Below are 26,352 nucleotides of genomic sequence, written 5' to 3'. Positions count from 1 at the left end.
CCGGGTTGGCGAAGCTGATCACCTGCGTCGCCGCCGTGGTGACGGCATTGGATGCGGCCGACGCCGCACCGGTGCCCACGCCGTTGGTCGCGGTCACGGTGAAGGTGTAGCGCGTACCCGGGGTCAGTCCATTGACCGTGATCGGCGAGGTGGTGCCGGTGAACGGCCCGCCCGCTACCGCCGGGCTCGGCGTCAGGATGTAGCCCGTGACCGCCGCACCGCCATTGAACGACGGCTCGGTGAAAGCCACCGCCGCCTGGCCGACGCCAGTCAGGATGGCCGTGCCGATGCCCGGTGCGCCCGGCGCCACCGCGTTGACCGCGAACGTCCGGGAAACCCGCGGTGCCGGCTGGTGGCTGGCATCACCGGCCTGGTCGGCGTTGATGGTGCAGCCACCGGTGGTGTGGAAAGCCAGCAGGCCCGTGCTGCTGATGCTGCACACACCGGCCGTGGACGAAGTGAAGCTCACCGCCAGCCCGGATTCGGCGGTAGCGGTCAGTGTCGGCGTGGTGCCGAAGGCCTGTGCGCCCGGGTTGGCGAAAGTGATCACCTGGGTGGCCGCCGTGGTGACGGCAATGGACGCGGCCGATGGCGAGCCGGTACCGACGCTGTTGGTCGCCCTCACCGTGAAGGTGTAGCTGGTGCCGGCATCCAGGCCACTGACCGTGATCGGCGAGGTGGTGCCGGTGAACGGCCCGCCCGCCACCCCCGGGTTCGGCGTCACGATGTAGCTGAGCGCCGAGTCGCCGCCATTGAAGGCCGGCGGAACGAAGGCCACCGACGCCGTACCGACGCCGGTCACCGTGGCGGTGCCGATGATCGGCGCGCCCGGAATCACCGCATTGACAGTAAAGCTGCGGGTGATCTTGGGCGCTGGGAGATAACTGCCGTTGCCGGCCTGGTCGGCGTTGATGATGCAGGTGCCGGCGGTGATGAAGGTCAGCCCGCCGCCGATGGTGGTGATCGTGCACACCTCGGGCGTGGACGAGGTGAAGGTCGGGGTCAGCCCTGAATCGGAGGTCGCGATCAGGGTGGGCGTGGTGCCGAAATTCTGCGCACCAGGATGGTTGAAGGTGATCGTCTGGGTCGCTACCGGGGTGACGCTGTTGGAAGCGCTCGACGCCGGACCGGTGCCGGCGCTGTTGTCGGCGGTCACCGTGAAGGTATAGGCCTGTCCGTTGGTCAGGCCGGTGACGACGATCGGTGACCCTGCACCATTGACCGGCGCCACGTCCTCCGGGAACACGCTCACCGTGTACCCGGTGACCGAGGTGCCACCGGTGCTGGTCGGCGCGGCGAAGGCCACGCTGGCCTGGGTGTCGCCGGCCGTGGCCACGACCGAGGTCGGTACACCGGGGATGACGGAATGGACGATGAACGTGCGGCTGATCTGTGTCGCCGCCAGGAAAGCCGCATCGCCGGCCTGGTTGGCCAGGATCGTGCAACTGCCCGCGGTCACAAAGCCCAGCACGCCTTCGGACGTTACCGTGCATACGCCGGTCGTGGACGAGGTGAAGCTCACATCCAGCCCGGAAGTAGCCGATGCGCCGCCATTGAGGATGCGCAGGTCCGGCGCGCTGCCGAAGTTCTGCGCACCTGGATTGATGAACGTGATGCTCTGCGGCGCGGCCGGGATGACCACGTTGGAAGCGGTCGACGCCGCACCGGTGCCCGCGGCGTTGGTCGCCTTCACGGTGAATGTGTAGCTCACCCCGTTGGTCAGGCCGGTGACAGTGATCGGCGAGCCCGAACCGGTGCCGGCATTGCCGCCCGGACTGGAGATCACCGTATAGCCGGTGATGGTGGCGCCGCCGGTCGACGACGGTGCGCTGAAGGTCACCGTGGCCTGCTGGTTGCCGGCCGTGGCCGTGCCGATGGCCGGCGCGTCGGGGACGATGGCGTTGACGGTGAAGCTGCCGGTCACCGTGCCCGCCGCGTTGGTGGATGCGTTGCCGCTCTGGTCGGCATTGATGGTGCAGGTGCCGGCGCTGGCGAAGGTCAGCTCACCGCCGGAGGTGACGGTACACACGCTGGTGGTGGACGAAGTGAAGCTCACCGTCAGCCCGGAATCGGAGGTGGCCTCCAGGATCGGTGTGGTGCCGTAGTTGTAGTTGGCCGGCTGGTTGAAGGTGATGGTCTGGTTGGCCTTGGGCGTGACCGGAGTGCTCGCCCCCGACGCGGCGCTGGTGCCGGTCCCGTTGGTCGCCGTCACCGTGAAGGTGTAGGCCGTGCCGTTGGTCAGGCCGGTGACCGTGATGGTGCAGGCGGCCGGCCCGGCGCAGGTGAACGGGCCGCCCGGCACGGCGGGACTTGGCGTGGCGGTATAGGTCGTGATCGCCGAGCCACCATCGCTGGCCGGTGCGGTGAACGTCACCGTGGCCTGCGCATCGCCCGCCGTGGCGGTGCCGATGGTCGGGGCACCCGGCGCGGTCGGGATGGCGACGGTGTGGGTGTTGCCGCTGCTGTAGGACGGAATGCTGTTGCCGGCATTGTCGACGATGTTGGTCGAACCATTGAGGTCGATCTTGATCGTGCCGGCGCCGGTGATCGAGGTGATATTGACGTTGACCGCGTTGCCGGTGGAGGTCGACACGCTGGCGATGGTGCCGATGGCCCCGTTGCCGACCAGGGTGAAGTCGTCGGTGGAGACGTTGTTCACCGGCTCGCTGAAGGTCACCGTGAAGGCCATCGCGGTATCGGTGGAGGCAGGGGAACCACTGACCGCGATGCTGATGACGCTGGGCGCCACGCCATCGATGACGATGCTCTTGTTCGCACCCAGCGAGTTGGCTGCACCCGGCGCAGGCAAGGTCAGGATGGCGTTGTTGCCGGCCGCGTCCTTGATGGTGCCGCCGTTGAGGGACAGCGAATTGGTGGCCACGTAGTCCAGGTCGGCGCTGCTGTCGCCGGCCTGCACCGTGTAGTTGAACGTCAGCGTGCTGGTTCCGCTGCCGCTGGCGTAGTCGACCGTGCGATCGGTGGTGCCGGTTTCCAGGGTCAGCTGCGGTGTGCCGGTGACCAGCACGGTCTCGCTGAAGCTGACGTGGAGAGAGATAGGGTTGCCGACCTTGTAGGTACCGTTGTTGGTGCTGGAGTTGACACCAATGACGCTAGGGGGGGTGATGTCAGAGGGCGCTATCTCGCTGTCACCTATGAAATCGTCGAGCAGCACAGACTCGAAGCTTGCTGAGGTGACGCGGATCTCATCCACTTGGATGTTCGCAAAGCTCAGCGTCTGAACCAACCCGGCTCCGACATTCTGCGCCGTACCGACTGGTGCGCCCGCAAGGAAGCCTTGAACATCGACCGCTGCCGTGGCAGCAAACATATTGTTGAGGTGGATACTGCCAAACAGAAACGCCTGGCCGTCAGACCGCTTTATGGTAACGGCCCCGATCCCCTCAAGGTTCATCGCCGGATTCCCGGGTAGTGACATGTTGTCCCATGCCATGTCCCCGCCACCGCTGAATGTAAAGACAAACGTCTTGCCACCCAACGTACGGTTGACCGTCGTTCCCTGAGCGAACGATGAGGCGAAATTCTCGGTGAAGTTTGCTGCCTGCACTTCCACGGCCATCGTCAGCAGCAACACCGCCAGAAACGCCCCTACCCTCTTTCGAACCGGAACCAACCACTGACCGGACTGGCGCATGTGTATCCCCTGTGTGCTACACGCGAAAGGCAGGCTGCCTCTTGGCAACCCGCCCGCAAATGAATGTTCAACCCCATTACGGGGAAATGCGGCCAGAACCCATCATGTCGGCCGTCTTCCCCCGTGCAAAATCAGCAAAGGCGGCCCGCCCACGGAATGAATCCTTCTAATCCCCTACCGTAGAAAGCAGCCGGATCCGATCACGCCCCGTCTCTCCCGGTCTGGCGGATCTTCGGCAACCCTTACGCCCGCTCTCGCAGGCGTGACGAATTTAACAGTCCGTGGCGGGTCCCCGGAAGTGGAATCGGGCGCGGGGGAGCTTCGGGATTCCGGGGAAGGCGACGAACTTGCGGCCGGGCCTCGCGCGGGCGACTGAGGGTGACCGGGTCCGAGAGAGCCCGCCTTCCGGGGCGGCCCTCACCCCAACCCCTCTCCCGGAGGGAGAGGGGCTTCGAGCTGTCCCGCGTTCCCCGGAGCAGCTGACTTCAGGCCCGGCGGTCGAAGTGGCTCCCGCCGAGGAAGAACGGCCGCGCTCAATCGCGGGCGTTCCACTCCGGCGTCGGCCGCTTCAGCAGGTGGCGCACGAAGAAGTCGAACTTGCGGCGCTGGATGTAGTCGATCGGTTCCTGCGAGCGGCCCACGCCGTGGCCGGTGCCGGGCACGGTGAGCAGGTCGAAGTCCTTGCCGGCGCGGATCAGCGCGTCGGCCACCTGGTAGGTCGAGGCCGGGTCGACGTTCTCGTCCTGCTCGCCGACGATCAGCAGCAGCTGGCCGCGCAGCCGGTGCGCGTTGTCCACGCCGGAGGCGCGCGCGTAGCTCTCGTCCACCGGCCAGCCCATCCACTGCTCGTTCCAGCTGAGCTTGTCCATGCGGTTGTCGTAGCAGCCGTTGTAGGCCACCGCCACGGTGTAGAACTCGGGGTGGAACTCCAGCGCGTTGAGCGCGTTCTGGCCGCCGGCCGAGGCGCCATAGACGCCCACGCCGCCGCTGATGTCGTAGGAGGGATCGCGCGCGGCCATGGCCTTGTGCCAGGCGATGCGGTCGGGGAAGCCGGCGTCGCCCAGGTTCTTCCAGGCCACGTCGTGGAAGGCCTTGGAGCGGTTCATCGTGCCCATGCCGTCGATCTGCACGACGATGAAACCCAGGTCGGCCAGCGCCTGCGCGCCGATCAGGCGCTCGTTGCTGGACTGGTTGTCGAACGGCCAGAACTTCTTCTGCACGTGCGAGTCGTGCGGGCCGGCGTAGATGCTCTCGATGACCGGGTAGCGGCGCGACGGGTCGTAATGCGTGGGCCGCACCACCAGCCCCCAGATCGGCGTCTTTCCATCGCGGCCGGGCGCGCTGAAGGTTTCCGGGGCGCGGTAGCCGGCGGCGAACAACGCGCTGGCGTCGCCGCGTTCGAGCGTGTCCAGCAGGCGGCCGTCGCGCGCGTCGCGCAGTTCGGTGACGTTGGGCTGGTCCAGCCGCGACCAGGTATCGACGTAATGCGCCATGTCCGGCGACAGGCTCAGTTCGTGCCAGCCTTCGCCCGGGGTCATGTGGACGAGGTTCCTGCCGTCGAGATCGACGCGGTAGAAATGCTGCAGGTACGGGTCGCCCGGCTCGCGGCCGTTGGCGGCGAACCAGATCTGGCCGCGCTGTTCGTCCACCTTGACGATCTGCCGCACCGCCCATGGCCCGCGGGTGAGCTGGCGCAGGCGGCCGCTGCGGCCGTCCACCACGTACAGGTGGTTCCAGCCGTCGCGCTCGGACATCCACACGATCCGTTCGCCACGCCTGCCCACGTCATGGAAGTCGGCGCGTTGCCACCAGCTGTTGACGAAGGTGTCGCTGCGTTCTTCCACCACGCTGCGCGCCGCGCCGGTATGCGCATCCACCTCGATCAGCCGCACCCGCTGGAAGCCGCGCTCGGTATAGCGGAACGCCAGCGTGCGGCTGTCGGCGCGGAACTGCGGCGCGCTGATCTCGTAGGGATTGGGAAACAGCGCGGTCGGCACCTCGACGCGGCGGCCGCTGGCGACCTCGAAGATCACCGGGCGGTCGATGTCGACCGCGTCGCCGGGCTTGGGATACAGCTGGGTGCGCACGCGCGGCTGCACCTGGTCGCGCGGCGAGGTTTCCACCCGCGTCACCCGGCGCGCATCGCCCGGCTTGACCCGCAGCACCAGGAAGCGGCTGGAGTCGGGCGACCAGACGATGCTCTCCGGGTCGTAGAAATCGTTGTCGGTGCCATCGCGCGCCAATACCCGGCTGCTGCCGTCGGCCAGCGTGCGCAGCAGCACGCTGCCGTCGCGCACGAAGGCCTCCATGCGCCCGTCCGGCGAACGCTGCGGCGTAGCGTCGGCCGCCACCGAGAGATCGCGCACCACGCCCCAGCCGCGCGGCCGCGGCGACGGGCCGGATTCGCTCCAGCGCGCGCAGCGGTACTCCGCGCCCAGTTCGCAGCGCACCCAGGCGTTGTCCACCCAGGCGCGCAGCGCCTTGCCGTCCTTGTCCATTTCGTAATCGGAGAACGGCAGGCGCCGTCCGTCCACGCCGCGGCCGAGCAGCGGCGACAGCGCTGTGGCCAGCCGCACCTGGTCGAATGCGGCCTCGGCCTGCGCCTGCCCCACCCTGCGCACCACGAACTCGAAGCCGCCCGGCGCAGTACGCCGGTAACGGTAGCGTTCGCCGTCGATCCAGGTGGCCGGCCCGGCCAGCCCGGTGGTCAGGTACATCCATTGCTCGCGCAGCTGCAGCGAACGTGCGAACGCCGCCTCGTCCGGTGTCGGCGGCGCCGTGTCCTGCGCGAAGGCCGGCAGGCTGGCGCAGCTCAGCGCCAGCAGCCAGCCGCGGAGGTGGCGATGGATGGTTCCGGATCGAAGCATGCGGTCGTTCTCCCCTTGCCTGCGGTCAGGCGAATGGCTGGTCGATGGCGACGGATGGCGGCGTGAACCACTGCGCGCCGTCGGCGGTGACGTGGAAGTGGTCTTCCAGGCGCACGCCGAAGCGGCCCGGCACCACGATCATCGGCTCGTTGCTGCAGCACATCCCCGGCGCCAGCGGCAGGGCGTTGCCGCGCACCAGGTACGGCGCCTCGTGGATCGCCAACCCGCAGCCATGGCCGGTACGGTGCGGCAGCCCGGGCAGGCGGTAGTCCGGCCCCAGCCCTCCGGCTTCCAGCACGTCGCGCGCCGCCTGGTCCACCGCCTCGCAGGTCACGCCGGGGCGTACCGCGTCGAAGGCGGCCTGCTGCGCGGCGCGCTCCAGGTCCCAGATGCGCCGCTGCCCGGCATCGGCTTCGCCGAAGATCCAGGTGCGGGTGACGTCGGAGTTGTAGCCCTGCACGCTGCAGCCTGTGTCGATCAGCACCAGCTCGCCGCGGCGCAGGTGCTGCACGCCGGGAATGCCATGCGGGAACGCGGTGGCGTGGCCGAACTGCACGATGCAGAAGGTCGAGCCACCATCGGCGCCGAGCGCGCGGTGGGCCTCGTCGATGAAGCGCACCAGTTCGTCGGTGCCGATCCCCTCGTGGGCGATGCCGGCGGCCAGCCGCTGCACCTGCAGGGTCATGTCGCAGGCCTGCTGCATCAGCGCCAGTTCGGCCGGCGACTTGCACATGCGGCAGCCATCGATGACCGCCGCGGCCGAGGTGATGGCCGTCGCGCCGAGGTGCGCGGCCAGGCCCACCTGCACGCGGTAGGGCGCTTCCGGGTCCAGCGCCAGCGTGTGCGCGCCGCGCTCGGCCATGGCCTGGGCCACAAGCGCGTGCGGGTCCTCGTGTTCTTCCCACAGGCGCTTGCCGGCCGGGATGCGCAGCACCGCGTCCAGCGAGCCTTCCTCGAACACCGGGCAGACCATCAGCGGCTCGCCTTCCAGCGTGAGCAGCATCGCCACCAGCCGCTCGCTGCCGCCCCACGGCACGCCGGTGAACCAGCGCAGCGAGGTGCCGGCGGTGACCAGCAGCGCGTCCACGCCCTGTGCGCGCATCAGGCCGCGCGCGCGTTCCAGCCGCTGGGCGTATTCGGCATCGCCGATCGGCGGCGCACGGTGCGGCCACGGTGCCAGCTGCGCGCGCGCCTGTTCCAGGGTGAGGTGTCCTATCTGTGCATTCATGGGGTGGCTCCGATATCGGCGGTGGTGCAGTGCTGGTCGGTCCAGCGCGGCAGGCCGCCCGGGTTGCGGTCGCGCAGTTCGGGCGGCAGCAGCGCATCGGGCACATTGTCGTATGCCTGCAGCGCGGTGAAGCGCAGGATCGCCGCCGGCAGGCCGACGGCGGTGAAGCCGGGCTGGGTCGAGGCCGGGAACGGACCGCCATGCTGCTGCGCCGGGCTGACCAGCACGCCGGTGGGCATGCGATCGGCGATCAGGCGGCCCACGCGCGGCCGCAGCGCGGCGGCGAGCGAACGCCAGGCGGCATCGTCGCTGCCGTCGGCGGCGCGGTACAGCGTGCCGGTGAGTTGGCCTTCGAGGGTCGAGGCGATGGCCTGCATCTGCGCGGCATCGGCCGCGCGCACCAGCAGGCTGCACGGCCCGAAGGCCTCGGCCTGGAACCGCCGCGGGTCGGCGAGGAAATCCTCCGCACCCACCGTCAGCAGCGTCGGCGCATGGCGGTAGCCCGTGGTGCCGGCATCGCCGCCGCACAGCAGCCGCGCACCCGCGTCGCGCAACGCCGCGATCGCATGCCGCAGCGACACCAGCACGCCGCGCGAAAGCAGCGGCAGCGGCGCGGTGGCGGCGAAGCGCGCCTGCACATCGGCGACGAAGGCATCGCCAGCCGCGCCTTCAGGCACGATCACCAGCCCCGGGTTGGTGCAGAACTGGCCGCTGCCGAGCAGGCAGGAACCGCTGAACTCCCCGGCCAGCGCCGGCCCACGCTCGGCCAGCGCACCGGGCAGCAGGAACACCGGGTTGAGGCTGGACAGCTCGCCGAAGAAGGGAGTGCCGGCGGCATCGGCGGCCTGTTTCAGGGCCAGCCCGGCGGATCGGCTGCCGGTGAAGGCGACCGCACCCAGCCGCGCATCGCCGGCCAGGGCCAGGCCCAGTGCCGGTTCGACGTCGTACAGCAGCTGTACCGTGGCCGGCGGCAGGCCGGCGGCTTCGGCAGCGCGCTGCGCATGCCCGGCCAGGCGCTGGCTGGTGGCCGGATGCGCCGGATGGGCCTTGGCGATCACCGGATTGCGTGCGGCGATGGCCGCGGCGAAATCGCCGCCGGACACGGCATTGAAGGCGAACGGGAAATTGTTCGGCCCGAACACCAGCACCGGTTTGCCCAGCGGTGCGTGGTGCGAGCGCAGGCCCGCGGCGGTATCGATCACCGGCTGCGTCCAGCGGCGGTCGCGCACGGCAGCGGCGGCCTGGCGCAGCTGGCTGCAGGTGCGCGGCAGTTCGTTGCCGCGCAGCCGCGGCGCGGCAGGCAGGCCGGTTTCCGCGTGCGCCAGCTGCACCAGCGCGTCGGCATCGGCTTCCAGCGCATCGGCGTAGGCATCGAGGAAGGCGGCGATGCGTTCCGGGTCGGTGGCGGCCAGCCGCGGCGCGGCGGCGCTGGCCGCGGCCAGCGCCTGTTCCACGTCGGTCACGCCGCTGCGCGGGAACGCCGGCCCGATGGCGTCGCCGCTGGCCGGATCGAACGCACGGAAGGTGTCCATGCCGTCCTGTGCGGGCTGCCAGCGGCCGGCGATGAGCAGGGGCGCGACCGTGTCCATGTCAGCGCTTCCGGGTGGCGATGGCGTGGTCGATCAGCGCCAGCGCCTGTTCGCGCTCGGCGCCCTCCACCACCCGCCGCGGCCCGCGCACGCGCTCGCTGCCCAGGCCCACGCGCTCCTGCATCAGCTTGATCAGCTGCACGAACTTGGGAACCGTGTCCATGCGCAGCAGCGGCAGCGACCACTCGTACAGTTCGCGTGCGGCCGCATAGCCACCGGCGCGCGCCTGCTCGAACAGCTGCACCGCTTCTTCCGGGAAAGCGTTGACGGTGCCGGCGATCCAGCCCTCGGCGCCCATCGCGATGCCCTCCACGATCAGGTCGTCCACGCCCACCAGCAGCACCAGGCGGTCGCCGATCAGTTCGCGGATCGCGGCCAGGCGGCGCACGTCGCCGGAGGATTCCTTGATCGCCTGCACATGCGGGAAATCGGCGGCGAACTGCGCGATCTGCGCAGGGGTGAAGTCGGTGCGGTAGGCGATGGGGTTGTTGTAGAGCAGCACCGGCAGATCGGTGGCGGCCAGGATCGTGCGGATGTACGCCCCCATCTCGTGCGCGTCGCTGGAGTACACGTAAGGCGGCAGCACCATCACCCCGCCGGCGCCGGCAGCCTTGACCGCCTGTACCAATGCCACGCCCTCATCGGTGGACAGCGCGGCGATACCGGCCACCACCGGCACGCGCCCTTCCACGGCCGCGACCAGGGTGCGCACGATGGCGATCTTCTCGTCGAAGGTGAGCGTGGCGCTCTCGCCCAGCGAGCCCAGCGGCACGATGCCGCTGCAGCCGGCGGCGAGCATGCGCTTGGCGTGTTCGGCCAGGAAGGCGTGATCGACCTCGCCGCTGGCGGTGAAGGGCGTGGTGATGGCCGGCAGCACGCCGCGCCAGAAACCTGCATTGCTCATGGGTCTGTACCTTGTTCGGGTTCGTCGGAGGGAACATCGGCCATTGCGGCCAACTCGACCGGAGTCAGCGGTGGCCGCACGGCGGTGGGGGAGAGGGAAGGCGAAGCCAGGCGCAGTTCGCGCAGCGCGGCACCGCAGACACGGCCCTGGCAGGCACCCATGCCGCAGCGCGTGACCAGCCGCAGCTGGCGCGGGTCGGCGTGCGCATGCACCGCGGACATCGGCACGTCCTCGCAGCGGCAGGCCAGGGTGTCGGGCGTCGCCAGGGCGCGCATGCGCGCGTCGGGGGCGAAGTGGGCGTGCAGCAGATCGGCATAGGCACGCTCGCGCTTGCGGCGTGCGCGCAGCGCCTCGCCGCCGCGTTCGTCGCCGAGCGCGAAGCAGGCCGCCATCGCACCCTCGACGCGCGCGCAGTCGCGTCCGCCGATGCCCAGCGCCTCGCCGGCGGCATGGATGTCGGGATGGCTGCTGCGCAGGCGCGCATCGACGCGCACGGCCGGATGCACCGAAGTCGCATCCAGCCCGCAGCCCAGCAGGCGTGCCAGTTCGACGTTCGGCACCAGTCCCCAGCCGACCGCCAGCTGGTCGCATTCGATCCATTGGCGGCCGTTGCCGCGCTCCACCTCGACCGCACGCAGCGTGTCATCGCCGTGCGCGGCCAGCACCACGCTGCCGGCATGCCACCGGCTGCCGGCGAGGCGGGCGCGCAGTTCCACTGCCTGCGCCAGCCGCGACGGCCAGCGCCACAGCCGGCGCGCGAAGGCGTGCAGCACGTCCCTGCCCGCCTGTTCGTGGATGCCGAGCACCTGCGCGCCGTGGCGGCGCAGCGTCGCCGCCGCGGCCAGCAGCAGCGGGCCGGTGCCGGCCACGACCACGCGTTTGCCGGCCACCGGCCAACCCTGCTTGGCCAGCGCCTGCAGGCCGCCGGCGCCGGTCACGCCCGGCAGGGTCCAGCCGGGGAACGGCAGCATCAGTTCGCGCGCGCCGGTGGCGATCACCAGCTTGCGCCAGTGCAGCGCCACCGCGCCGTCGGCATGGCTGGCGACCACGGTGTGGTCCTCGGCCAGGACCACTTCGTGCCCGGCCAGCCACTCGATGCCCGCCGAACCGAGGCCCTCGATCTGCGTACGCGCCATCGCCGGCACGCCGAAGCGCAGGTCGTGCCGCCAGACCTGGCCGCCGGCGCGCGGCTGCGCGTCCACCAGCCCGACCTTCGCCCCGCGCCGGGCCGCGGCATGCGCGGCGGCGAGGCCGGCCGGCCCCGCGCCCACCACCAGCAGGTCGAAACGCCGCTGCTTCATGGCTGCGTCTCCACCCGCATGCCCGCGCGCGCCAGCACCATGCAGGCGCGCAGCTGCGCCACGCCGTCGATGCTGACCCGGCATTCGAAACACACGCCCATGCCGCACAGCGGCGCGCGCGGCTGGCCGCCGGGCGAACGGCGGAAGACCGGCCCGCGGCGCGCGACCGCGGCGGCCACGCTGGCGCCGTCGGGCACTTCCACCTGCACGCCATCGACGCTCAACACGATGCTGTTCATGCCTCGCCCCGCATCGCGCGTTCCGGCAGGTAGGGCGCCAGCGGCAGGGCCGGCGTGCGCCCGAGCAGGGCATCGATCACCAGCCGCGCGCTGCCCGGCGCCGCGGTGATGCCCAGGCCTTCATGACCGGCCGCCACCCATACGTCGCGACGGCCCGGCACCGGGCCCAGATACGGCAGGCCATCGGCGGTGGCCGGGCGGAAGCCGCACCAGCTGCGCAGCGCGCGCACTTCGCGCAGCGCCGGCACGAAGGCCGTGGCCCGCTGCAGCATGCGTCGCAGCAGCGGCAGCGAAATGTCCGTGCCGATGGCGTCGTACTCGCGCGAGGAACCGATCAGCAGCTGGCCGTTGGGCCGCGGCTGCACGTTGAACGACACGCTGGCCGTGTCCGCGCCATGCGCAGCGGCGGCGTAGCCCATTTCGATCAGCTGGTGGCGCAGCAGCGGCCGATGGCGCTCGGTGATCACCAGTTGTCCCTTGCGCGCGCGCATCGGCAGTTCCGGCAGCAGCTCCGGCAGGGCCACGCCCGTGGCCACCAGCACCGGTCCGTGCAGCAGGCGGCCATCGGCCAGGCGCACGCCGCCATCGACCAGGCATTCGGCGCGCGCGCCGGCGAGCAGCAGCGCGCCGGCGCCGCGCGCCTCTTCGATCAGGCGCCACGCCACGCGCGGCGGATACACCACCGCGTCGTCGGCCACGCGCATGCCACCCTTCATGCCGGCGGCGAGGGCGGGCTCCAGCGCATACAGGCCACGCGCATCGACTGCTTCGGCGCGCACGCCCATCGCCGCCAACGCTTCGACGCGCGCTGCCACACCTTCCAGTTCCTGTTCTTCGCGCGCCACCCACAAGGTGCCGCAGCGCTGGTGCTCGCTCTCCGGCCATGCCGCCCAGCGCCGCCACAGCTGCAGCGAATACACGCACAGCGCCAGCTCGTGCGGGTCGCCGTCCATCGCCACCAGATGGCCCATCGCCGCAGCGCTGGCGCCGCCGCCGATCGCGCCGCTCTCGACCACCGCCACGCGCAGGCCGGCGGCGACGGCCGCCTCGGCGCAGGCGGCACCGACGATGCCGGCGCCGATGACGATCAGGTCGTAACGACTGTGCCCGCTCACGATGCCTGGCTGCCGATGCCCCAGGCGAACGGATCGGCGTCGTCGATCAGCAGGGTCGCGCGCGCGGTGATCCAGGCCTGGCCGGTGATCCGCGGCAGGATGCCGCGCGTGCCCTGCCGGTAAGAGGCCTCGAACGCGCTGCCGAGGATGCCCTGCTGTACCCAGCGCGCGCCTTCGGCCAGCTTGCCGTCGGCGGCCAAGCAGGCCAGCTTGGCACTGGTGCCGGTGCCGCAGGGCGAACGGTCATAGGCCAGGCCCGGGCACAGCACGAAGTTGCGCGCGGTGCCGCTGCCGTCCGGCGCGGTCGCGTTGACTTCGACATGATCGATGGCGCCGTCGGCACCGCCGATGCCGTCGCGCTCCAGCGCGATGCGGATCGCTTCGGTATAGGCGGTCAGCTCGCGCTGGTTGGCCAGGGTCAGCGCGCAGGGCGCCTGCGCGGTGATGAAGAACCAGTTGCCGCCCCAGGCCACGTCGCCATGCACCATGCCATGGCCGGGCACGTCCACCGCGACATCGTGCAGGTGGCGCCAGCTCTCCACGTTGTCCACCGCCACGCGGCCGTCGTCGAACAGTTCCACGCCGACCGTGCCGACCGGCGTCTCGATGCGGTGCCGGCCCGGCTGGATGCGGCCCAGCTCGGCCAGGGTACGCACCACGCCGATGGTGCCGTGGCCGCACATGCCCAGGCAGCCGACGTTGTTGAAGAAGATCACCCCGGTGCACGCGGACGGGTCTTCGGCCGGCAGCAGCAGCGCGCCCACCATCGTGTCCGAGCCGCGCGGCTCGCAGGCCAGCGCCGCGCGCCAGTGGTCGAAATCGCGCACCAGGCGCTCGCGGCGCTGCTGCAGGCTGCCGCCGCCGAGGTCGGGAAAGCCGCCGAGCACGACCCGGGTGGGTTCGCCGGCGGTATGCGAATCGATGATGTCTATCCGGTGCATGCGGACATGCTCCCATCGCCGCCGCAGGGCCGAATAGCAGCGCTTTCGGCGCCCTCATGCGGAATTCGGCACAACCCCGGAAACGCTGCGACACGGCCCGGAAGCATGCGCTAGCATCGGCCGCACGCCACGCCGACGAGCGCCAACGCGAGGACGACGCCCATGGACGCACAGCATTCCTCAAGCGAAGTGCAGCAGCTGTTCGATGCGCTGCCGGATACCGTGTTCTTCGTGAAGGACCGCGAGGGGCGCTACACGCACTGCAACCTCACCCTGGTGCAGCGCCTCGGCCGCCGGAAGCGCGGCGACGTGATCGGCCGCTCGCCGCTGGAAGTGTTCCCGCCGCCGCTGGGCAACCGCTACCTGCTCCAGGACCGGCAGGTGCTGGCCGGCGATCCCATCGCCGACCGCCTGGAGGTGCACCTGTATCCGAACCGGCGCCCCGGCTGGTGCCTGACCGTCAAGCGCCCGCTGTTCACCGATGGCGAGATCAGCGGGCTGATGGGCGTCTCGCGCGACCTCGGCCGGCCCAACAGCCGCCACTCGGCCTTCGCCCAGCTCGACCGGGTGGTGGCGCACATGCAGGAACACTTCGAATCCAACCTGCGCGCACCGCACCTGGCCGAGCTGGCCGGCATGTCGCTGGCGCAGCTGGAGCGCCATTTCCGCCACGTTTTCCAGCTCACCCCGCAGCAGTACCTGATCAAGCTGCGCATCGAGAGGGCCATGCGCCTGCTGCGCGGGGCCGGCAGCATCGCCGGCATCGGCCAGCGCTGCGGCTTCAGCGACCAGAGCGCGTTCGCGCGCCAGTTCAAGGCCACCGTCGGTATGACCCCCAGCGAGTACCGCAACCTGGAAGACGTGTTCGACGGCGGCGAGCCGGCCGACGCGGCCGAACCCGCGCGTCGCCCCGGCTAGCGGAAAACCCGGGGGCGGAACCGCGTTCCCGGCTGCGTACTGCGCAGGCTGGCGGAATCTCGACGGGAACCTGGCCCCGCCCCCGGTTTTCCGGCTCGTTCAGGGCACGAACAGGTAGTAGTCGTGCGCGGCGCGCGCCAGCTGGGCGATGGCCGCATCGCGCGCTTCGGTCGAGGCGCGCGACTTGATGAACACCGTGGTCACGACATGGCCGCGCCCGTTCGGCAGTTCGATCACGCCGACGTCGTTGATCACGTCACCCACCGTACCGGTCTTGTGCGCCACCGGCGTGCCGCTGGGCAGCATGCCGCGCAGGCGCGCGTTGCCGGTGCGGGTGTCGAGCATGATCTGCTGCAGCACGCGGGTCGATTCCGGCGACAGGAGCTCGCCCTTCCAGGTGCGCTGCAGCAGCTGCGCCATGGCGCGGGCGCTGCTGGTATCGCGCGGGTCGGCGTTCCAGGCGTCCATGTTGGTGCGCCGCTGCGCCTCGCTGCGTTCGCTGCGCGACAGCTCGCCATAGGCGGCCGGCCCCAGCGGCTGCGCATGCGAGGCGCCGTTGCCGTAATAGTTGGCCAGCAGTTCCCAGATGTAGCGGTCCACGCGCAGGCCTTCGACGCCGAGCGCGCGCATGCGCTGCTGCACCGCCTCGGGACCGCCACCGGTGCGGACCAGGATGTCGGTGGCGTTGTTGTCGCTGACCGTGATCATCATGTGCAGCAGGTCGCGGATGGTGATGGCCGAACCGGCGCTGAGATGGGTATCCATCGGGCCGCCCATGTCCGGGTAGATGTCGTCCGGCCCCAGCAGCACCTGCTGCTGCAGGCCCAGCTTGCCCTCGTCCACCAGCTTGAGGATGTGCACCGCCACCGGCACCTTCATGGTGCTGGCCATCGGCAACGGCCGGTCGCCATTGACGTAGACCGCGCGCCCGCTCTCCAGGTGCACCAGCGCCGCGCCCACCTCGCCCGGCAACTGCGCGGCCAGGCGCTCGGCCTCGGCCTGCAGCGCGGCCGGCTGCGGCGGCGCCTGGCGCGCGTGGGCCAGCATCGGCGTGGCGCACAGGCTGCCCAGCAGCAGGGCCGAAGCCAGCACGGAGGTACGCAGGCGGGGACGCTGGGAACGATGGACGGCAACGGTCATGGAAGATCCTCTTGCAATGGAACGGATGCGAAGGTGCGAACGGCATGGTAACGGCCTGGCCGATGCGCGCGGCAACCCGGGAAACGACGAAGGCCGCCCATCGCCGGGCGGCCTCCGCTTTCTTTCCGTCAGGCCGCGCTCAGTGCTCGGCGGCCCTGCCCGCGCCGATGCCGGTCTCGGCGCGCACCTGCTGCGCCGGATAGGCGGCACGCTCGGCCTGCCCGCGCGCGCTCTTGTCCAGCACCGAGAACAGCCAGATGCCGGCGAAGGCGATGGTCACCGAGAACAGCGCGGGGCTGGTGTACGGGAACGGCGCGCTGCCGGCCGGGTTGCCCAGCGTGTCCACCCACACCGACGGCGACAGCAGGGTCAGCACCAGCGACGAGGCCAGGCCGAGGAAGCCGCCGATCACCGCGCCGCGGGTGGTGCAGTCCTTCCACAGCAGCGACAGGATCAGCACCGGGAAGTTGGCCGAGGCGGCGATGGCGAAGGCCAGCGACACCATGAAGGCCACGTTCTGCTTCTCGAAGGCGATGCCCAGCAGCACCGCGACCACGCCCAGCACCACGGTGGTGACGCGCGAGACGCGCAGTTCCGAGCCTGCCGGCGGCTTGCCCTTCATGATCATCGTCGCGTACAGGTCGTGCGATACCGCCGAGGCGCCGGACAGGGTCAAGCCGGCGACCACCGCCAGGATGGTGGCGAAGGCCACCGCCGAGATGAAGCCCATGAACAGGTTGCCGCCCACCGCCTTGCCGACCAGCACCGCGGCCATGTTCGGCCCGCCCTGGATGGTGCCGGTGACCGGGTCGGCGTACTCGGGATTGGTCAGCACCAGGGCGATGGCGCCAAAACCAATAATGAAGATCAGGATGTAGAAATAGCCGATCCAGGTGGTGGCCCAGAACACCGACTTGCGCGCCTGCTTGGCGTCCGGGACGGTGAAGAAGCGCATCAGGATGTGCGGCAGGCCGGCGGTGCCGAACATCAGCGCCATGCCGAAGGAGATCGCCGAGATCGGATCCTTGACGAAGCCGCCCGGTCCCATGATCGACAGGCCCGCGCTGGCCGCTTCTTCCGCGTTCTTTCCGCCGTTGGCGGCGATCTGGGTCTTGACCCGCACCGCTTCGGAGAACAGCGCCTCGAAGCTGAAGTTGAAATGCCACATCACCATCAGCGCCATGAAGGTCACCCCGCACAGCAGCAGGCAGGCCTTGATGATCTGCACCCAGGTGGTGGCGGTCATGCCGCCGAACAGCACGTAGACCATCATCAGCACGCCGACCAGCACCACCGCGATCCAGTAGTCCAGGCCGAACAGCAGCTTGATCAGGGCGCCGGCACCGACCATCTGCGCGATCAGGTAGAACAGCACCACCACCAGCGTGCCGGAGGCGGCGAACAGGCGGATGGGCTTCTGCGCGAAGCGGTAGCCGGCCACGTCGGCGAAGGTGAAGCGGCCGAGGTTGCGCAGCCGCTCGGCCATCAGGAAGGTCAGGATCGGCCAGCCGACGAGGAAGCCGATGGCGTAGATCAGGCCGTCGTAGCCGTTGGCCATCACCGCAGCGGTGATGCCCAGGAACGAGGCCGCCGACATGTAGTCGCCGGCGATCGCCAGGCCATTCTGGAAGCCGGTGATGCCGCCGCCGGCGGTGTAGAAGTCCGATGCCGAACGGGTGCGCGCCGCCGCCCACTTGGTGATGCCCAGGGTGGCCAGTACGAAGGCGGCGAACATGACGATCGCGGTCCAGTTGGTGGGCTGGCGCACGGTCTGGCCGATGTCGCCGCCGGCCGCCAGGGCCGCGCCGCTGGCGGCCAGCAGGGCGATGAACGCGCCGCAGCGCAGGAACCGACGGGTCATTGCGCGTCCTCCACGATCTGCTGGGTCAGCTGGTCGAATTCCTTGTTGGCGCGGCGCACGTAGAAGCCGGTGATCAGGATGGTGAACACCATCAGCCCCAGCGCGATCGGGATGCCGATGGTGGTGATCCCGCCCTCGCTGACCGGAGTGGCGAGGAACGCCTTGTCGAAGGCGATCAGGCCGATATAGCCGTAATAGGCCAGCAGCATCAGCACGGTAAGGATCCAGCCCAGGCGGTTGCGCGACTGCCGCAGCCGCTGGTAGGCCGGGTGGGAGGCGATCCGCTCAACACGGGGATCGACGGAAGCATTCATCGGGATTCTCCAGATTTCGGGAATACGGGCACAGGCGCGCGGTGCTCGCCGGTGCGTGGCATGAGTGCTCCCCGTGGGGTAGGGAGATGGTGCGTACTGCCTTTCCTGCGCCGGCACCGGTGCCGCGAGGGCGCCGGTGCCGGGTACTCAGAAGCTGTACTTGGTGGTGAACTGCACGCGGCTGATGTCGCCCTTGCGGCCGTCCTCGATCTCGCGCACGCCGTACATCAGCTCGGCGCCGATATCGACCTTGGGCATCGGCGTGTAGAACACATTACCGCGGATCGACTGCACGCTCTTGGTCACCAGCGGGCCGGTGATCGAAGCGTCGTTGTCGTAGTCGCTGCGCGCGTAGATCAGGTTGGTGCGCAGCTTCGGGGTGAAGGCATGGCGCCAGCCGACATAGCCGGCGATCACGCCGGTCGGGTCCAGTTCGTCGCGCACCGCGTCCCAGGCGCTGTCGCCGGTGATGCCCAGGCCGATGTAGCGGGCGATGCCCTGGCCGCCGGTGAGCTGGTAGTGCAGCGAATCGCTGTCGCCCATCGCCCACTTGCCGCCCAGGGTCAGGCCGCCGCCGGTGGCGGTGGCGTGCGCGCCGGTGGCCTGGTTGTCCACTTTGAGCTGGCGCAGCAGGCCGGCCACGCCAAAGGTGCCCCAGTCGCCTTTCCAGCCGTAGCGCACGGTCAGGTCGGGCAGCGCGCCGCGGTCGGAACTGGCGGCGCCGACCAGGGTGGTTTCCGGGTTCTCCAGCGAGGCGCTGAAGCCGCCCTTGGTATAGCGCACCTGCGCCTGGCGCACGAAGATCACGCCGTCGGTCGGGCCGACGAAATCCACCGCCTCGGGGATGGAGGCCACGTCCATGAAGTTGGACCAGGTCTGGCCGGCCAGCCAGTTGTTCCAGTACATGTAGGCATGGCGCAGGGTGACGCCATAGGTGTTGGTGGCGGTCTGGTTGCCGAGCGCGTTGCCGAAGAAGTCCATCTCCACCATCGCGCCGGCCTTGTCGCCGTTCCCGGCCACGTGGTCCACGCCCAGGTTGAAACGCGAGAACTTGGCGTGGGCGTTGTAGTCCACACCCGAGGCCTTGCCCGAGCCGCCGGCGCCGTGCACCGGGGTCTGCCCCGGCAGGTACAGCGCGCGGCCGGTGGCGTCGTCGGCGAGCTGGCCGTCGCCGGTGCGGGTGGCGAGGAAGTCGGCCTTGATGAAGCCGCCGAACTTGAAGGTGGTGCCCGGCGTCGCGCCCGGGGTGATGCTGGTCACCTGGATCGGCTGCTTGCCGGCCGGCACCGCCGGTGTGGCCGGTGCGGCGGCGGCCGCCGCCTGCTCGGCGCGCACCTGCTGCACGTCGCCCTGGGCCTGCGCGATGGCGCCCTGCTGTTGCTGCTGGGTGGACAGCAGCAGCTGCACCTGCCGCTCCAGTTCGGCGACGCGCGCTTCCAGCGCCTTCTCCTTCGCGGTGCCGGCGAAGGCCATGCCCGGCGCCAGCAGCGCCACGAACAGCGCGGCGGCAAGTGGCCGGCGCGTCATCGCCCCCGCGGCCAGGAACGGATTGCCCGCTCGTTTCAACACGTGTCTGTTCATCAGGTCTGCCTCTCTCCGGCTGGCGTTGACGGCCGCGTCGGTCGCACGGTCAGCGGCAGGGTGCGCGGCCTTCGCGGCGGGCGGCTATTCGCCATTAGTCGAAAGCGGGCGGGTATTCGACCATCGTCTAACGCGGGGGGCAGCGCGCGGCAGGGGCGATGCGGCACACTTGGGAAGTCCCGGCCGCGTCGCAGGATGTGGCTGCTCCATTGGTTACAAATGCAAAGGTGAGGGTGTTGCCATGGCTGATCTCTATCCCGTCGATCCCGCGTTCGCCGCAAGGGCGCGGATCGACAAGACCACGTACCAGCAGCAGTACCGCGAATCGGTGGAGAACCCCGACGCGTTCTGGGGCAAGGCCGCCGAGCGCCTGGACTGGTTCACCCCGCCGACCCGGATCAGGAACGTCAGCTACCAGCTGGACGATTTCCGCATCAAATGGTTCGAGGACGGCGAACTCAACGTCAGCGTGAACTGCCTTGACCGCCAGCTGGCCACCCGCGGCGACAAGACCGCGATCCTGTTCGAGCCCGACAGCCCCGACGCGCCGGCGCAGAAGGTCACCTACCGGCAGCTGCACGAACGCGTGTGCAAGCTCGGCAACGCGCTGCGCAACCTTGGCGTGAAGAAGGGCGACCGCGTCACCATCTACCTGCCGATGATCGTCGATGCCGCGGTGGCGATGCTGGCCTGCGCGCGCATCGGCGCGATCCACTCGGTGGTGTTCGGCGGTTTCGCCGCCAACTCCATCGCCGACCGCGTCGGCGACTGCGGCAGCAAGCTGATCATCACCGCCGACGAAGGCCTGCGCGGTGGCAAGAAGGTGCCGCTGAAGGCCAACGTCGACGCCGCGCTCAAGCTGCCCGGCACCAATACCGTTGAAACCGTGCTGGTGGTGCGCCATACCGGCGCGGCGGTGGACATGCAGGCCCCGCGCGACCGCTGGTTCCACGACGTGGTCGATCCGCAGCCGGCGCAGTGCGAACCCGAGCACATGAACGCCGAGGACCCGCTGTTCATCCTCTACACCTCCGGTTCCACCGGCAAGCCCAAGGGCGTGCTGCACACCAGCGCCGGCTACCTGCTGTTCGCCGCCTACACCCACGAAGCGGTGTTCGACCTGCGCGAGGACGACATCTACTGGTGCACCGCCGACGTGGGCTGGGTCACCGGACACAGCTACATCGTCTACGGCCCGCTGGCCAACGGCGCCACTTCGGTGATGTTCGAGGGCGTGCCGAACTACCCGAACACCTCGCGCTTCTGGGAAGTGATCGACAAGCACCAGGTCACCATCTTCTACACCGCACCCACCGCGATCCGCGCGCTGATGCGCGAGGGCGAGGCGCCGGTCAAGCGCACCTCGCGCAGCAGCCTGCGCCTGCTCGGCAGCGTCGGCGAGCCGATCAATCCGGAAGCCTGGCGCTGGTACTACGAGGTGGTCGGCGATGCGCGCTGCCCGATCGTGGACACCTGGTGGCAGACCGAGACCGGCGGCATCCTGATCTCGCCGCTGCCCGGCGCGATGGACCTCAAGCCCGGCTCGGCCACCCTGCCCTTCTTCGGCGTGCAGCCGGCGCTGGTCAACGCCGACGGCGAGATCCAGGAAGGCGCGGCCGAGGGCAACCTGATCATCCGCGATTCGTGGCCGGGCCAGATGCGCACCGTCTACGGCGACCACCAGCGCTTCATCGACACCTATTTCCGCACCTACCCGGGCAGCTACTTCACCGGCGACGGCTGCCGCCGCGACGAGGACGGCTACTACTGGATCACCGGCCGCGTGGACGACGTGATCAACGTCTCCGGCCACCGCATCGGCACCGCCGAGGTGGAGAGCGCCCTGGTCAGCCACCCGAAGGTGGCCGAGGCCGCGGTGGTGGGCTTCCCGCACGACATCAAGGGCCAGGGCATCTACGCCTACGTCACCCTGGTGGCCGGCGAGGCGCAGACCGACGAACTGCTCAAGGAACTGGTGGCCTGGGTGCGCAAGGAGATCGGCCCGATCGCCGCGCCGGACCACCTGCAATGGGCGCCGGGCCTGCCCAAGACCCGCTCGGGCAAGATCATGCGCCGCATCCTGCGCAAGATCGCCGAGAACGCGCCGGACCAGCTCGGCGACACCTCGACCCTGGCTGACCCGTCGGTGGTGGCGTCGCTGGTGGAAGAGCGGAAGGTGCGCTGAAGCCAGGAACGAGTGGAGAGGAACAAGGAACGGGTAGCAGCGGCATTACCCGTACCTGTCCCTCTCCCTCTCCCTCTCCCTCTACCCTGGCCCTGCCCTGCTCCCACTCGTTTCCCGTTCCTCTCCATTCGTCCCGCGCCCCATGCCTACCCTCCTGATCGCCGACGACCATCCGCTGTTCCGCGAAGCGCTGCGCGGCGCGGTGCAGCGGGTGATTCCCGGGGTGCAGCTGCTGGAGGCCGACAGCGTCGAGGCGCTGTATGCGCTGGCCGAGCAGCATCCCGACGCCGACCTGGTGCTGATGGACCTGAACATGCCCGGCGCGCAGGGCTTCAACGCGCTGGTGCACCTGCGCTCGCTGCACCCGCAATTGCCCATCGTGGTGGTGTCCGCACGCGAGGAACCGACAGTGATGCGGCGCGCGCTCGACCATGGCGCGTTCGGCTTCATTCCCAAGTCGGCCGATTCGGACACCATCGGCCACGCGCTGGGCACCATCCTCGACGGCGAGCGCTGGGCGCCGGCCGAGGCGCACAACGTGCCGCCCACCGACCACGAGGAACGCGAGGTCGGCCAGCGCCTGCGCGAACTGACCCCGCAGCAGTTCCGCGTGCTGCAGATGCTCGGCGCCGGCCGCCTCAACAAGCAGATCGCCTACGACCTGAACGTGTCCGAGGCCACCATCAAGGCGCACGTCACCGCGATCCTGCGCAAGCTCGGCGTCACCAACCGCACCCAGGCGGTGCTGATGGCCGGCAGGCTGGCCATCGACGACGACAGCATCGTGCTGCCGCCGGAAGAGGACTGAGCCGCACCCGGCAGCCTCATGCGGAGCGGCCGAGTGCCGCTCCATGGACGGGAGTGTCGTTCAGGCCGCGCGCGGCTGCCGCGGCGCGTCGTCGCCGCCCAGCACGAACGTTTCCGCCGCCACGGCCAGCTCCTGCGCCTGCTCGCGCATCGCCAGCGCCGCCTGCGAGGACGCATGGGCGACGTTGCCGCTCTGCCGCGTTCCCTCGCCGATGCGGCGCAGCAGCCGTTCGACGTCGTCCACCGCGCTGACCTGGCGCGCGGATGCCGCATCGATGCGCGCCATCGCCGTCACCACCTGCTGCACGCGACCGCCGATGTCCTGCATCGCCTCGCCGCTGCTGTCGACCAGGCGCGCGCCTGCCTCCACCTGCTGCAGCGAGGCGTCCACCAGCGTGCGGATCTGCTGCGAGGCCTCGGCCGAACGCTGCGCGAGCTGGCGCACCTCGCCGGCGACCACGGCGAAGCCGCGGCCATGGCTGCCGGCGCGCGCCGCCTCCACCGCCGCATTGAGCGCCAGCAGGTTGGTCTGGAACGACAGGCTGTCCACCGTAGCCACGATCTCGCGGATGTGGCGCGAGGACGCGCGCAGCCGCTCCATGCCGGTCACCGCGGCGGCGGTGGCTTCGCGCCCGCGCTCGGCGGCGACGCTGGCGGCCTCGGAGATTTCCGCGCTCTCGCGGGCGCTGCCGGCGTTCTCGCGGGCCTCGCCGGCCACCGAACGCACCCGCTCCAGCGCGTCGTGCACGTCGTCCACCTGCTGCTGGACCTGGCCGGACAGCTCGCGGGTGCCGCTGGCCATGTCGTCCACCGCCGCCTGCACGCTGCCGGCCGACTGCTGGATGCTGGAGACGATGCCGCCGACCTGGCGCATCGCCACTTCCAGCCCCTGCCGCAACCGCGCGTAGATGCCATCGCCGTCGCCGCGCATGCGCGCGCTCAGGTCGCCGCGGGCGAAATGGCCGATGACGCGGGTGGCGTCGCCGACCTGCGACTGCACGCCATCCAGCAGCGCGTTGATGCGCCCGGCCAGCTCGCGCACGAAGCCCTGCTTGTCGGCCAGCTCGATGCGCCCTTCCAGGTCGCCCGCGGCGGCGGCGGCCACCACCGCCGCGACCTCGTGGGCGATCACCCGCTCCAGGCGGCGGTCCTGCCATTCCATCACCAGCCCCAGCACCCGCTCCTGTTCCAGCACCGGGCTGGCGCGCAGCAGGAAGCCGGTAGTGCCCAGTTCCACCTCGGCATCGACCGTGTGGCCACGCTCCGCTTCGGCGAGCACCGCGGCCACGTCGGCGCCGAGCGCGGCCGCGTCCACGCCGGTGCCGATCTGCGTCTCGACGCCGGCCTGGGCAAAGGTCTGCAGCAGCGCGTCGTTGGCATAGACCACGTGCCCCTCGCCATCGGTCACCAGTACCGCGGCGCGGGCCACGTCCAGCGCCTGGCGCACGCGCTGGTTGGCGAGCGCGGCGACGCGTTCGGCGGCGATGCGCTCGCGCAGGCTGGTCTGCATCTGCATCAGCGCGGTGGCCAGGCGGCCGATCTCGTCCTCGCGGTTGCGCACCACCAGGGTGCCGTCGAGATGGTCGTCGGCGATGGCGCGGGCGAACGCGGCGGCATCGGCCAGCGGCCGGTCGATGGCGCGCAGCAGCAGCATCAGCAGCGACACCAGCAGCAGGCCGACGATGAGCACGGTGGCGGCGAAGGTCGCGTTCATCCAGGTGCGCGCGGAGGCCTGCCCGGCGCGCTGCTCCTGCAGGGCGCTGCGCTGTCCCTGCTGCAGGCGCTGGATCACCGGGTCCACCTGCGCGGCATGGTCGTCCAGCGCCTGGGTCTCGCTGTCCACGCCGAAACGCGCCGCGGCATAGGACAGGAACGCGCCCTGGTAAAGCTGCATCGCTTCGCGCACCTGCGCGCGCACGCTCTCGGGCATGCGCGCGCGCTGCAGCAGCAGCTCGAACGGCATCGCCTCCGCGCCCAGCTCGTCGGCATATTTCTGCTCGCGGCGCAGGATGAAGTCCTTCTCGTGGCGGCGCATGCTCAGCATCGACACCTGCAGCTCCGGCTCGCGGTAGTCGCCGATCAGGTTCTCCACCGTATGCACCGCCGCGCGCAGCTCGCCCTGCATGCCGCTGTCGGCATCGTGGCCCAGCTCGCCGATGCGCTCGTCCAGCAGCTGCGCCGATTCGAGATAGGACCGCAGCGTCTGCGCCAGTTCCGCCGGCCAGGGGTCGGCGCCCGGCACCGGCGCCAGCGCCTCGTCCAGCTGCGCGCGCGCCTTGCCGAAGGCCTGGCCGGCGGCGGTCGAGAACGACATGGCATACTCGGCCTGCGCGCGCCGCGTCTCGGCGAAGGCGCGGGCCAGGTTCTCCAGCCGCGCCGCATCCTGCTGGTAGCGCTGCAGGCGCTGGTCGGCGGCGCGCATCCCGGCGCTGAGCCAGGCATAGGCCGAGCCGATGACGGCCAGGCCGACGACCAGGGCCAGCAGGCTCAGCCGCAGCTTCTGGGCGATTCCAAGCGGGAATTTCATTGCGGGACTCCGGACGTGAGGACGCCTCGTGATCGGCCGTGTCCGCGGATTCTTTAGCGCCGCCCGCGGACGCGCATGCGATGGCAGTGCGCGTGCGGCGCACATGAAGCCAGCGCTCCATGACAGCGGCATGTCAGCGCTCGGCGGGGTGCCTGCACGGCCGTGCTAGAATCCGCGCTCCCTTGGGGAGTAGCCTGCTTCCAGCGTCTGGAAGCGCTCGCGTCAACACACTCGACCATTGCGTCGTGGCGCGTGCGACCGGTTCCACGGTTGGCGAGACCAACGGCATGCCGCGCAACGTCAGGTTGGGCGCGCCGCATGCCGTCCGTCTCCGCCCGACCAGGAAAACCCGATGTCCCCGATCTCCATCCTCCTCGTCGGCTTCGCCATGTCCACCGACGCCTTCGCCGCTGCGATCGGCAAGGGCGCGGCGATGCGCCGTCCGCGCCTGCCCGACGCGCTGCGCGCCGGCCTGATCTTCGGCGCGATCGAGGCCATCACCCCGCTGCTGGGCTGGCTGCTGGGCCGCGCCGCATCGCAGTATGTGCAGGCCTTCGACCACTGGATCGCCTTCGTACTGCTCGGCGCGCTGGGCGTGCACATGATCGTGGCCGGCCTGCGCCCGGATACGGAGGAAGAAACGCAGGAGGCCGACGACAATCGCCACCACCGGTTCTGGACCCTGGCCGCCACCGGCCTGGCCACCAGCATCGACGCGGCGGCGGTCGGCGTGAGCCTGGCCTTCCTGGACGTGCACATCGGCGTGGTCGCGCTGGTCATCGGCCTGTGCACCCTGGTCATGGTCACCCTGGGCATCATGCTCGGCCGCGTACTCGGCGCCCTGGTCGGCAAGCGCGCCGAGATCGTCGGCGGCGCGATCCTGATCGTCATCGGCGCCGGCATCCTGTACGAGCACCTGAGCGGCGCGGCCTGACCTGCGTCCGCCGATGGCGCTTCGACGGAAGGCGCCATCGGCAAAGCCCCGCCGGGCGCTGCCCTGCGTTACAGAAGCGCGGCAATCCCTCGCCCTGTAGAGCGGGGCAACGCCCCGCTGGAGCATTCCCGGCAAAGCCCCGCCGGGCGCTGCCCGGCACTACAGAAACGCGGCAATCCCTCGCCTTGTAGAGCGGGGCAACGCCCCGCTGGTGCATTCCCGGCAAAGCCCCGCCGGGCGCTGCCCGGC

Annotated in this window: 19 protein-coding genes; 5 read left to right on the top strand and 14 right to left on the bottom strand. The window is 70.3% G+C overall.

Going from position 1 to position 26,352, the window contains the following annotated elements; all coding sequences use genetic code 11:
- A partial coding sequence (locus QMX80_RS10550) for a fibronectin type III domain-containing protein (protein ID WP_282276952.1) occupies window positions 1-3,211 on the bottom strand: 3,211 nt, incomplete at its 3' end.
- Here QMX80_RS10550 and QMX80_RS10545 point away from each other — a divergent pair.
- On the top strand, window positions 3,212-3,430 hold the full coding sequence (locus tag QMX80_RS10545; RefSeq protein ID WP_282276950.1) for a hypothetical protein: 219 nt from the start codon (window positions 3,212-3,214) through the stop codon (window positions 3,428-3,430).
- Window positions 3,431-4,185: 755 nt separating this feature from the next.
- On the opposite strand, the gene QMX80_RS10540 is transcribed toward QMX80_RS10545, so the two are convergent.
- Genes QMX80_RS10540 through QMX80_RS10505 form a run of 8 tightly spaced genes read right to left on the bottom strand, consistent with a single transcriptional unit; the run spans window position 4,186 to window position 13,836 of the window.
- Window positions 4,186-6,519, bottom strand: coding sequence for a S9 family peptidase (locus QMX80_RS10540; RefSeq protein WP_282276949.1), 2,334 nt, complete (start codon window positions 6,517-6,519; stop codon window positions 4,186-4,188).
- Between the two features lie 25 nt (window positions 6,520-6,544).
- The gene (locus tag QMX80_RS10535; RefSeq protein ID WP_282276948.1) at window positions 6,545-7,747 is read right to left on the bottom strand and encodes a Xaa-Pro peptidase family protein; all 1,203 of its coding nucleotides are present in this window, start codon (window positions 7,745-7,747) and stop codon (window positions 6,545-6,547) included.
- On the bottom strand, window positions 7,744-9,336 hold the full coding sequence (locus QMX80_RS10530; RefSeq protein WP_282276947.1) for an aldehyde dehydrogenase family protein: 1,593 nt from the start codon (window positions 9,334-9,336) through the stop codon (window positions 7,744-7,746). The genes QMX80_RS10535 and QMX80_RS10530 overlap by 4 nt, the downstream gene beginning before the upstream one ends.
- A 1-nt stretch (window position 9,337) precedes the next feature.
- Window positions 9,338-10,240: a dihydrodipicolinate synthase family protein gene (locus QMX80_RS10525; RefSeq protein WP_273085297.1), complete on the bottom strand. Its 903-nt coding sequence runs from the start codon at window positions 10,238-10,240 to the stop codon at window positions 9,338-9,340.
- Window positions 10,237-11,541: an FAD/NAD(P)-binding oxidoreductase gene (locus QMX80_RS10520; protein ID WP_282276946.1), complete on the bottom strand. Its 1,305-nt coding sequence runs from the start codon at window positions 11,539-11,541 to the stop codon at window positions 10,237-10,239. The genes QMX80_RS10525 and QMX80_RS10520 overlap by 4 nt, the downstream gene beginning before the upstream one ends.
- Entirely contained in the window at window positions 11,538-11,780 is a 243-nt protein-coding gene (locus tag QMX80_RS10515) for a (2Fe-2S)-binding protein (protein ID WP_282276945.1), read from the bottom strand. The genes QMX80_RS10520 and QMX80_RS10515 overlap by 4 nt, the downstream gene beginning before the upstream one ends.
- Window positions 11,777-12,895, bottom strand: coding sequence for an FAD-binding oxidoreductase (locus tag QMX80_RS10510; protein WP_282276943.1), 1,119 nt, complete (start codon window positions 12,893-12,895; stop codon window positions 11,777-11,779). Before QMX80_RS10510 ends, QMX80_RS10515 begins: the two co-directional genes overlap by 4 nt.
- Window positions 12,892-13,836 (bottom strand): proline racemase family protein, encoded by a 945-nt coding sequence (locus QMX80_RS10505; RefSeq protein ID WP_282276941.1) that lies wholly within the window; start codon window positions 13,834-13,836, stop codon window positions 12,892-12,894. Before QMX80_RS10505 ends, QMX80_RS10510 begins: the two co-directional genes overlap by 4 nt.
- Window positions 13,837-13,998: 162 nt before the next feature.
- On the opposite strand from QMX80_RS10505, the gene QMX80_RS10500 reads away from it, so the two are divergent.
- The gene (locus QMX80_RS10500; protein ID WP_055765496.1) at window positions 13,999-14,754 is read left to right on the top strand and encodes an AraC family transcriptional regulator; all 756 of its coding nucleotides are present in this window, start codon (window positions 13,999-14,001) and stop codon (window positions 14,752-14,754) included.
- 99 nt (window positions 14,755-14,853) lie between these two features.
- Here the strand turns inward: QMX80_RS10500 and bla are convergent, their stop codons facing one another.
- The 4 genes from bla to QMX80_RS10480 form a co-directional block, all read right to left on the bottom strand.
- Window positions 14,854-15,894 carry a class A beta-lactamase gene (gene bla / locus QMX80_RS10495; RefSeq protein WP_282276940.1) on the bottom strand — a complete coding sequence of 347 codons (1,041 nt, stop codon included), beginning with the start codon at window positions 15,892-15,894 and terminating at the stop codon, window positions 14,854-14,856.
- Between the two features lie 139 nt (window positions 15,895-16,033).
- Complete coding sequence (locus QMX80_RS10490) at window positions 16,034-17,755, bottom strand: cation acetate symporter (protein ID WP_282276939.1); 1,722 nt, start codon at window positions 17,753-17,755, stop codon at window positions 16,034-16,036.
- Window positions 17,752-18,069 carry a DUF485 domain-containing protein gene (locus QMX80_RS10485; protein ID WP_055765505.1) on the bottom strand — a complete coding sequence of 106 codons (318 nt, stop codon included), beginning with the start codon at window positions 18,067-18,069 and terminating at the stop codon, window positions 17,752-17,754. The genes QMX80_RS10490 and QMX80_RS10485 overlap by 4 nt, the downstream gene beginning before the upstream one ends.
- Window positions 18,070-18,216: 147 nt before the next feature.
- Window positions 18,217-19,596, bottom strand: a complete 1,380-nt coding sequence (locus tag QMX80_RS10480) for a DcaP family trimeric outer membrane transporter (protein ID WP_282276953.1) — start codon at window positions 19,594-19,596, stop codon at window positions 18,217-18,219.
- A gap of 295 nt (window positions 19,597-19,891) precedes the next feature.
- Between QMX80_RS10480 and acs the strand changes: the two genes are divergently transcribed.
- Window positions 19,892-21,835: an acetate--CoA ligase gene (acs, locus tag QMX80_RS10475; RefSeq protein WP_282276937.1), complete on the top strand. Its 1,944-nt coding sequence runs from the start codon at window positions 19,892-19,894 to the stop codon at window positions 21,833-21,835.
- Window positions 21,836-21,977: 142 nt separating this feature from the next.
- The gene (locus tag QMX80_RS10470; protein ID WP_273085283.1) at window positions 21,978-22,643 is read left to right on the top strand and encodes a response regulator transcription factor; all 666 of its coding nucleotides are present in this window, start codon (window positions 21,978-21,980) and stop codon (window positions 22,641-22,643) included.
- 60 nt (window positions 22,644-22,703) lie between these two features.
- Here QMX80_RS10470 and QMX80_RS10465 read toward each other — a convergent pair whose 3' ends face one another.
- Complete coding sequence (locus QMX80_RS10465; RefSeq protein WP_282276936.1) at window positions 22,704-25,169, bottom strand: methyl-accepting chemotaxis protein; 2,466 nt, start codon at window positions 25,167-25,169, stop codon at window positions 22,704-22,706.
- Window positions 25,170-25,521: 352 nt separating this feature from the next.
- Between QMX80_RS10465 and QMX80_RS10460 the strand changes: the two genes are divergently transcribed.
- Window positions 25,522-26,103 carry a manganese efflux pump MntP family protein gene (locus tag QMX80_RS10460; protein WP_273085280.1) on the top strand — a complete coding sequence of 194 codons (582 nt, stop codon included), beginning with the start codon at window positions 25,522-25,524 and terminating at the stop codon, window positions 26,101-26,103.
- Window positions 26,104-26,352: the final 249 nt, after the last annotated feature.

It is taken from the genome of Stenotrophomonas sp. PS02297, assembly GCF_029959705.1.
GTDB lineage: Bacteria > Pseudomonadota > Gammaproteobacteria > Xanthomonadales > Xanthomonadaceae > Stenotrophomonas > Stenotrophomonas nitritireducens.
The sequence above is the reverse complement of the archived record's forward strand: the minus strand, read 5'-3'. Positions and strand labels throughout refer to the sequence as shown.

What these genes read in the sequence shown, in the direction of transcription:
- QMX80_RS10540 (WP_282276949.1), bottom strand. Translation starts at nt 6,519, where the DNA reads ATGCTTCGATCCGGAACCATCCATCGCCACCTCCGCGGCTGGCTGCTG.
- QMX80_RS10535 (WP_282276948.1), bottom strand. Translation starts at nt 7,747, where the DNA reads ATGAATGCACAGATAGGACACCTCACCCTGGAACAGGCGCGCGCGCAG.
- QMX80_RS10530 (WP_282276947.1), bottom strand. Translation starts at nt 9,336, where the DNA reads ATGGACACGGTCGCGCCCCTGCTCATCGCCGGCCGCTGGCAGCCCGCA.
- QMX80_RS10525 (WP_273085297.1), bottom strand. Translation starts at nt 10,240, where the DNA reads ATGAGCAATGCAGGTTTCTGGCGCGGCGTGCTGCCGGCCATCACCACG.
- QMX80_RS10520 (WP_282276946.1), bottom strand. Translation starts at nt 11,541, where the DNA reads ATGAAGCAGCGGCGTTTCGACCTGCTGGTGGTGGGCGCGGGGCCGGCC.
- QMX80_RS10515 (WP_282276945.1), bottom strand. Translation starts at nt 11,780, where the DNA reads ATGAACAGCATCGTGTTGAGCGTCGATGGCGTGCAGGTGGAAGTGCCC.
- QMX80_RS10505 (WP_282276941.1), bottom strand. Translation starts at nt 13,836, where the DNA reads ATGCACCGGATAGACATCATCGATTCGCATACCGCCGGCGAACCCACC.
- QMX80_RS10500 (WP_055765496.1), top strand. Translation starts at nt 13,999, where the DNA reads ATGGACGCACAGCATTCCTCAAGCGAAGTGCAGCAGCTGTTCGATGCG.
- bla (WP_282276940.1), bottom strand. Translation starts at nt 15,894, where the DNA reads ATGACCGTTGCCGTCCATCGTTCCCAGCGTCCCCGCCTGCGTACCTCC.
- QMX80_RS10490 (WP_282276939.1), bottom strand. Translation starts at nt 17,755, where the DNA reads ATGACCCGTCGGTTCCTGCGCTGCGGCGCGTTCATCGCCCTGCTGGCC.
- QMX80_RS10485 (WP_055765505.1), bottom strand. Translation starts at nt 18,069, where the DNA reads ATGAATGCTTCCGTCGATCCCCGTGTTGAGCGGATCGCCTCCCACCCG.
- QMX80_RS10480 (WP_282276953.1), bottom strand. Translation starts at nt 19,596, where the DNA reads ATGACGCGCCGGCCACTTGCCGCCGCGCTGTTCGTGGCGCTGCTGGCG.
- acs (WP_282276937.1), top strand. Translation starts at nt 19,892, where the DNA reads ATGGCTGATCTCTATCCCGTCGATCCCGCGTTCGCCGCAAGGGCGCGG.
- QMX80_RS10470 (WP_273085283.1), top strand. Translation starts at nt 21,978, where the DNA reads ATGCCTACCCTCCTGATCGCCGACGACCATCCGCTGTTCCGCGAAGCG.
- QMX80_RS10465 (WP_282276936.1), bottom strand. Translation starts at nt 25,169, where the DNA reads ATGAAATTCCCGCTTGGAATCGCCCAGAAGCTGCGGCTGAGCCTGCTG.
- QMX80_RS10460 (WP_273085280.1), top strand. Translation starts at nt 25,522, where the DNA reads ATGTCCCCGATCTCCATCCTCCTCGTCGGCTTCGCCATGTCCACCGAC.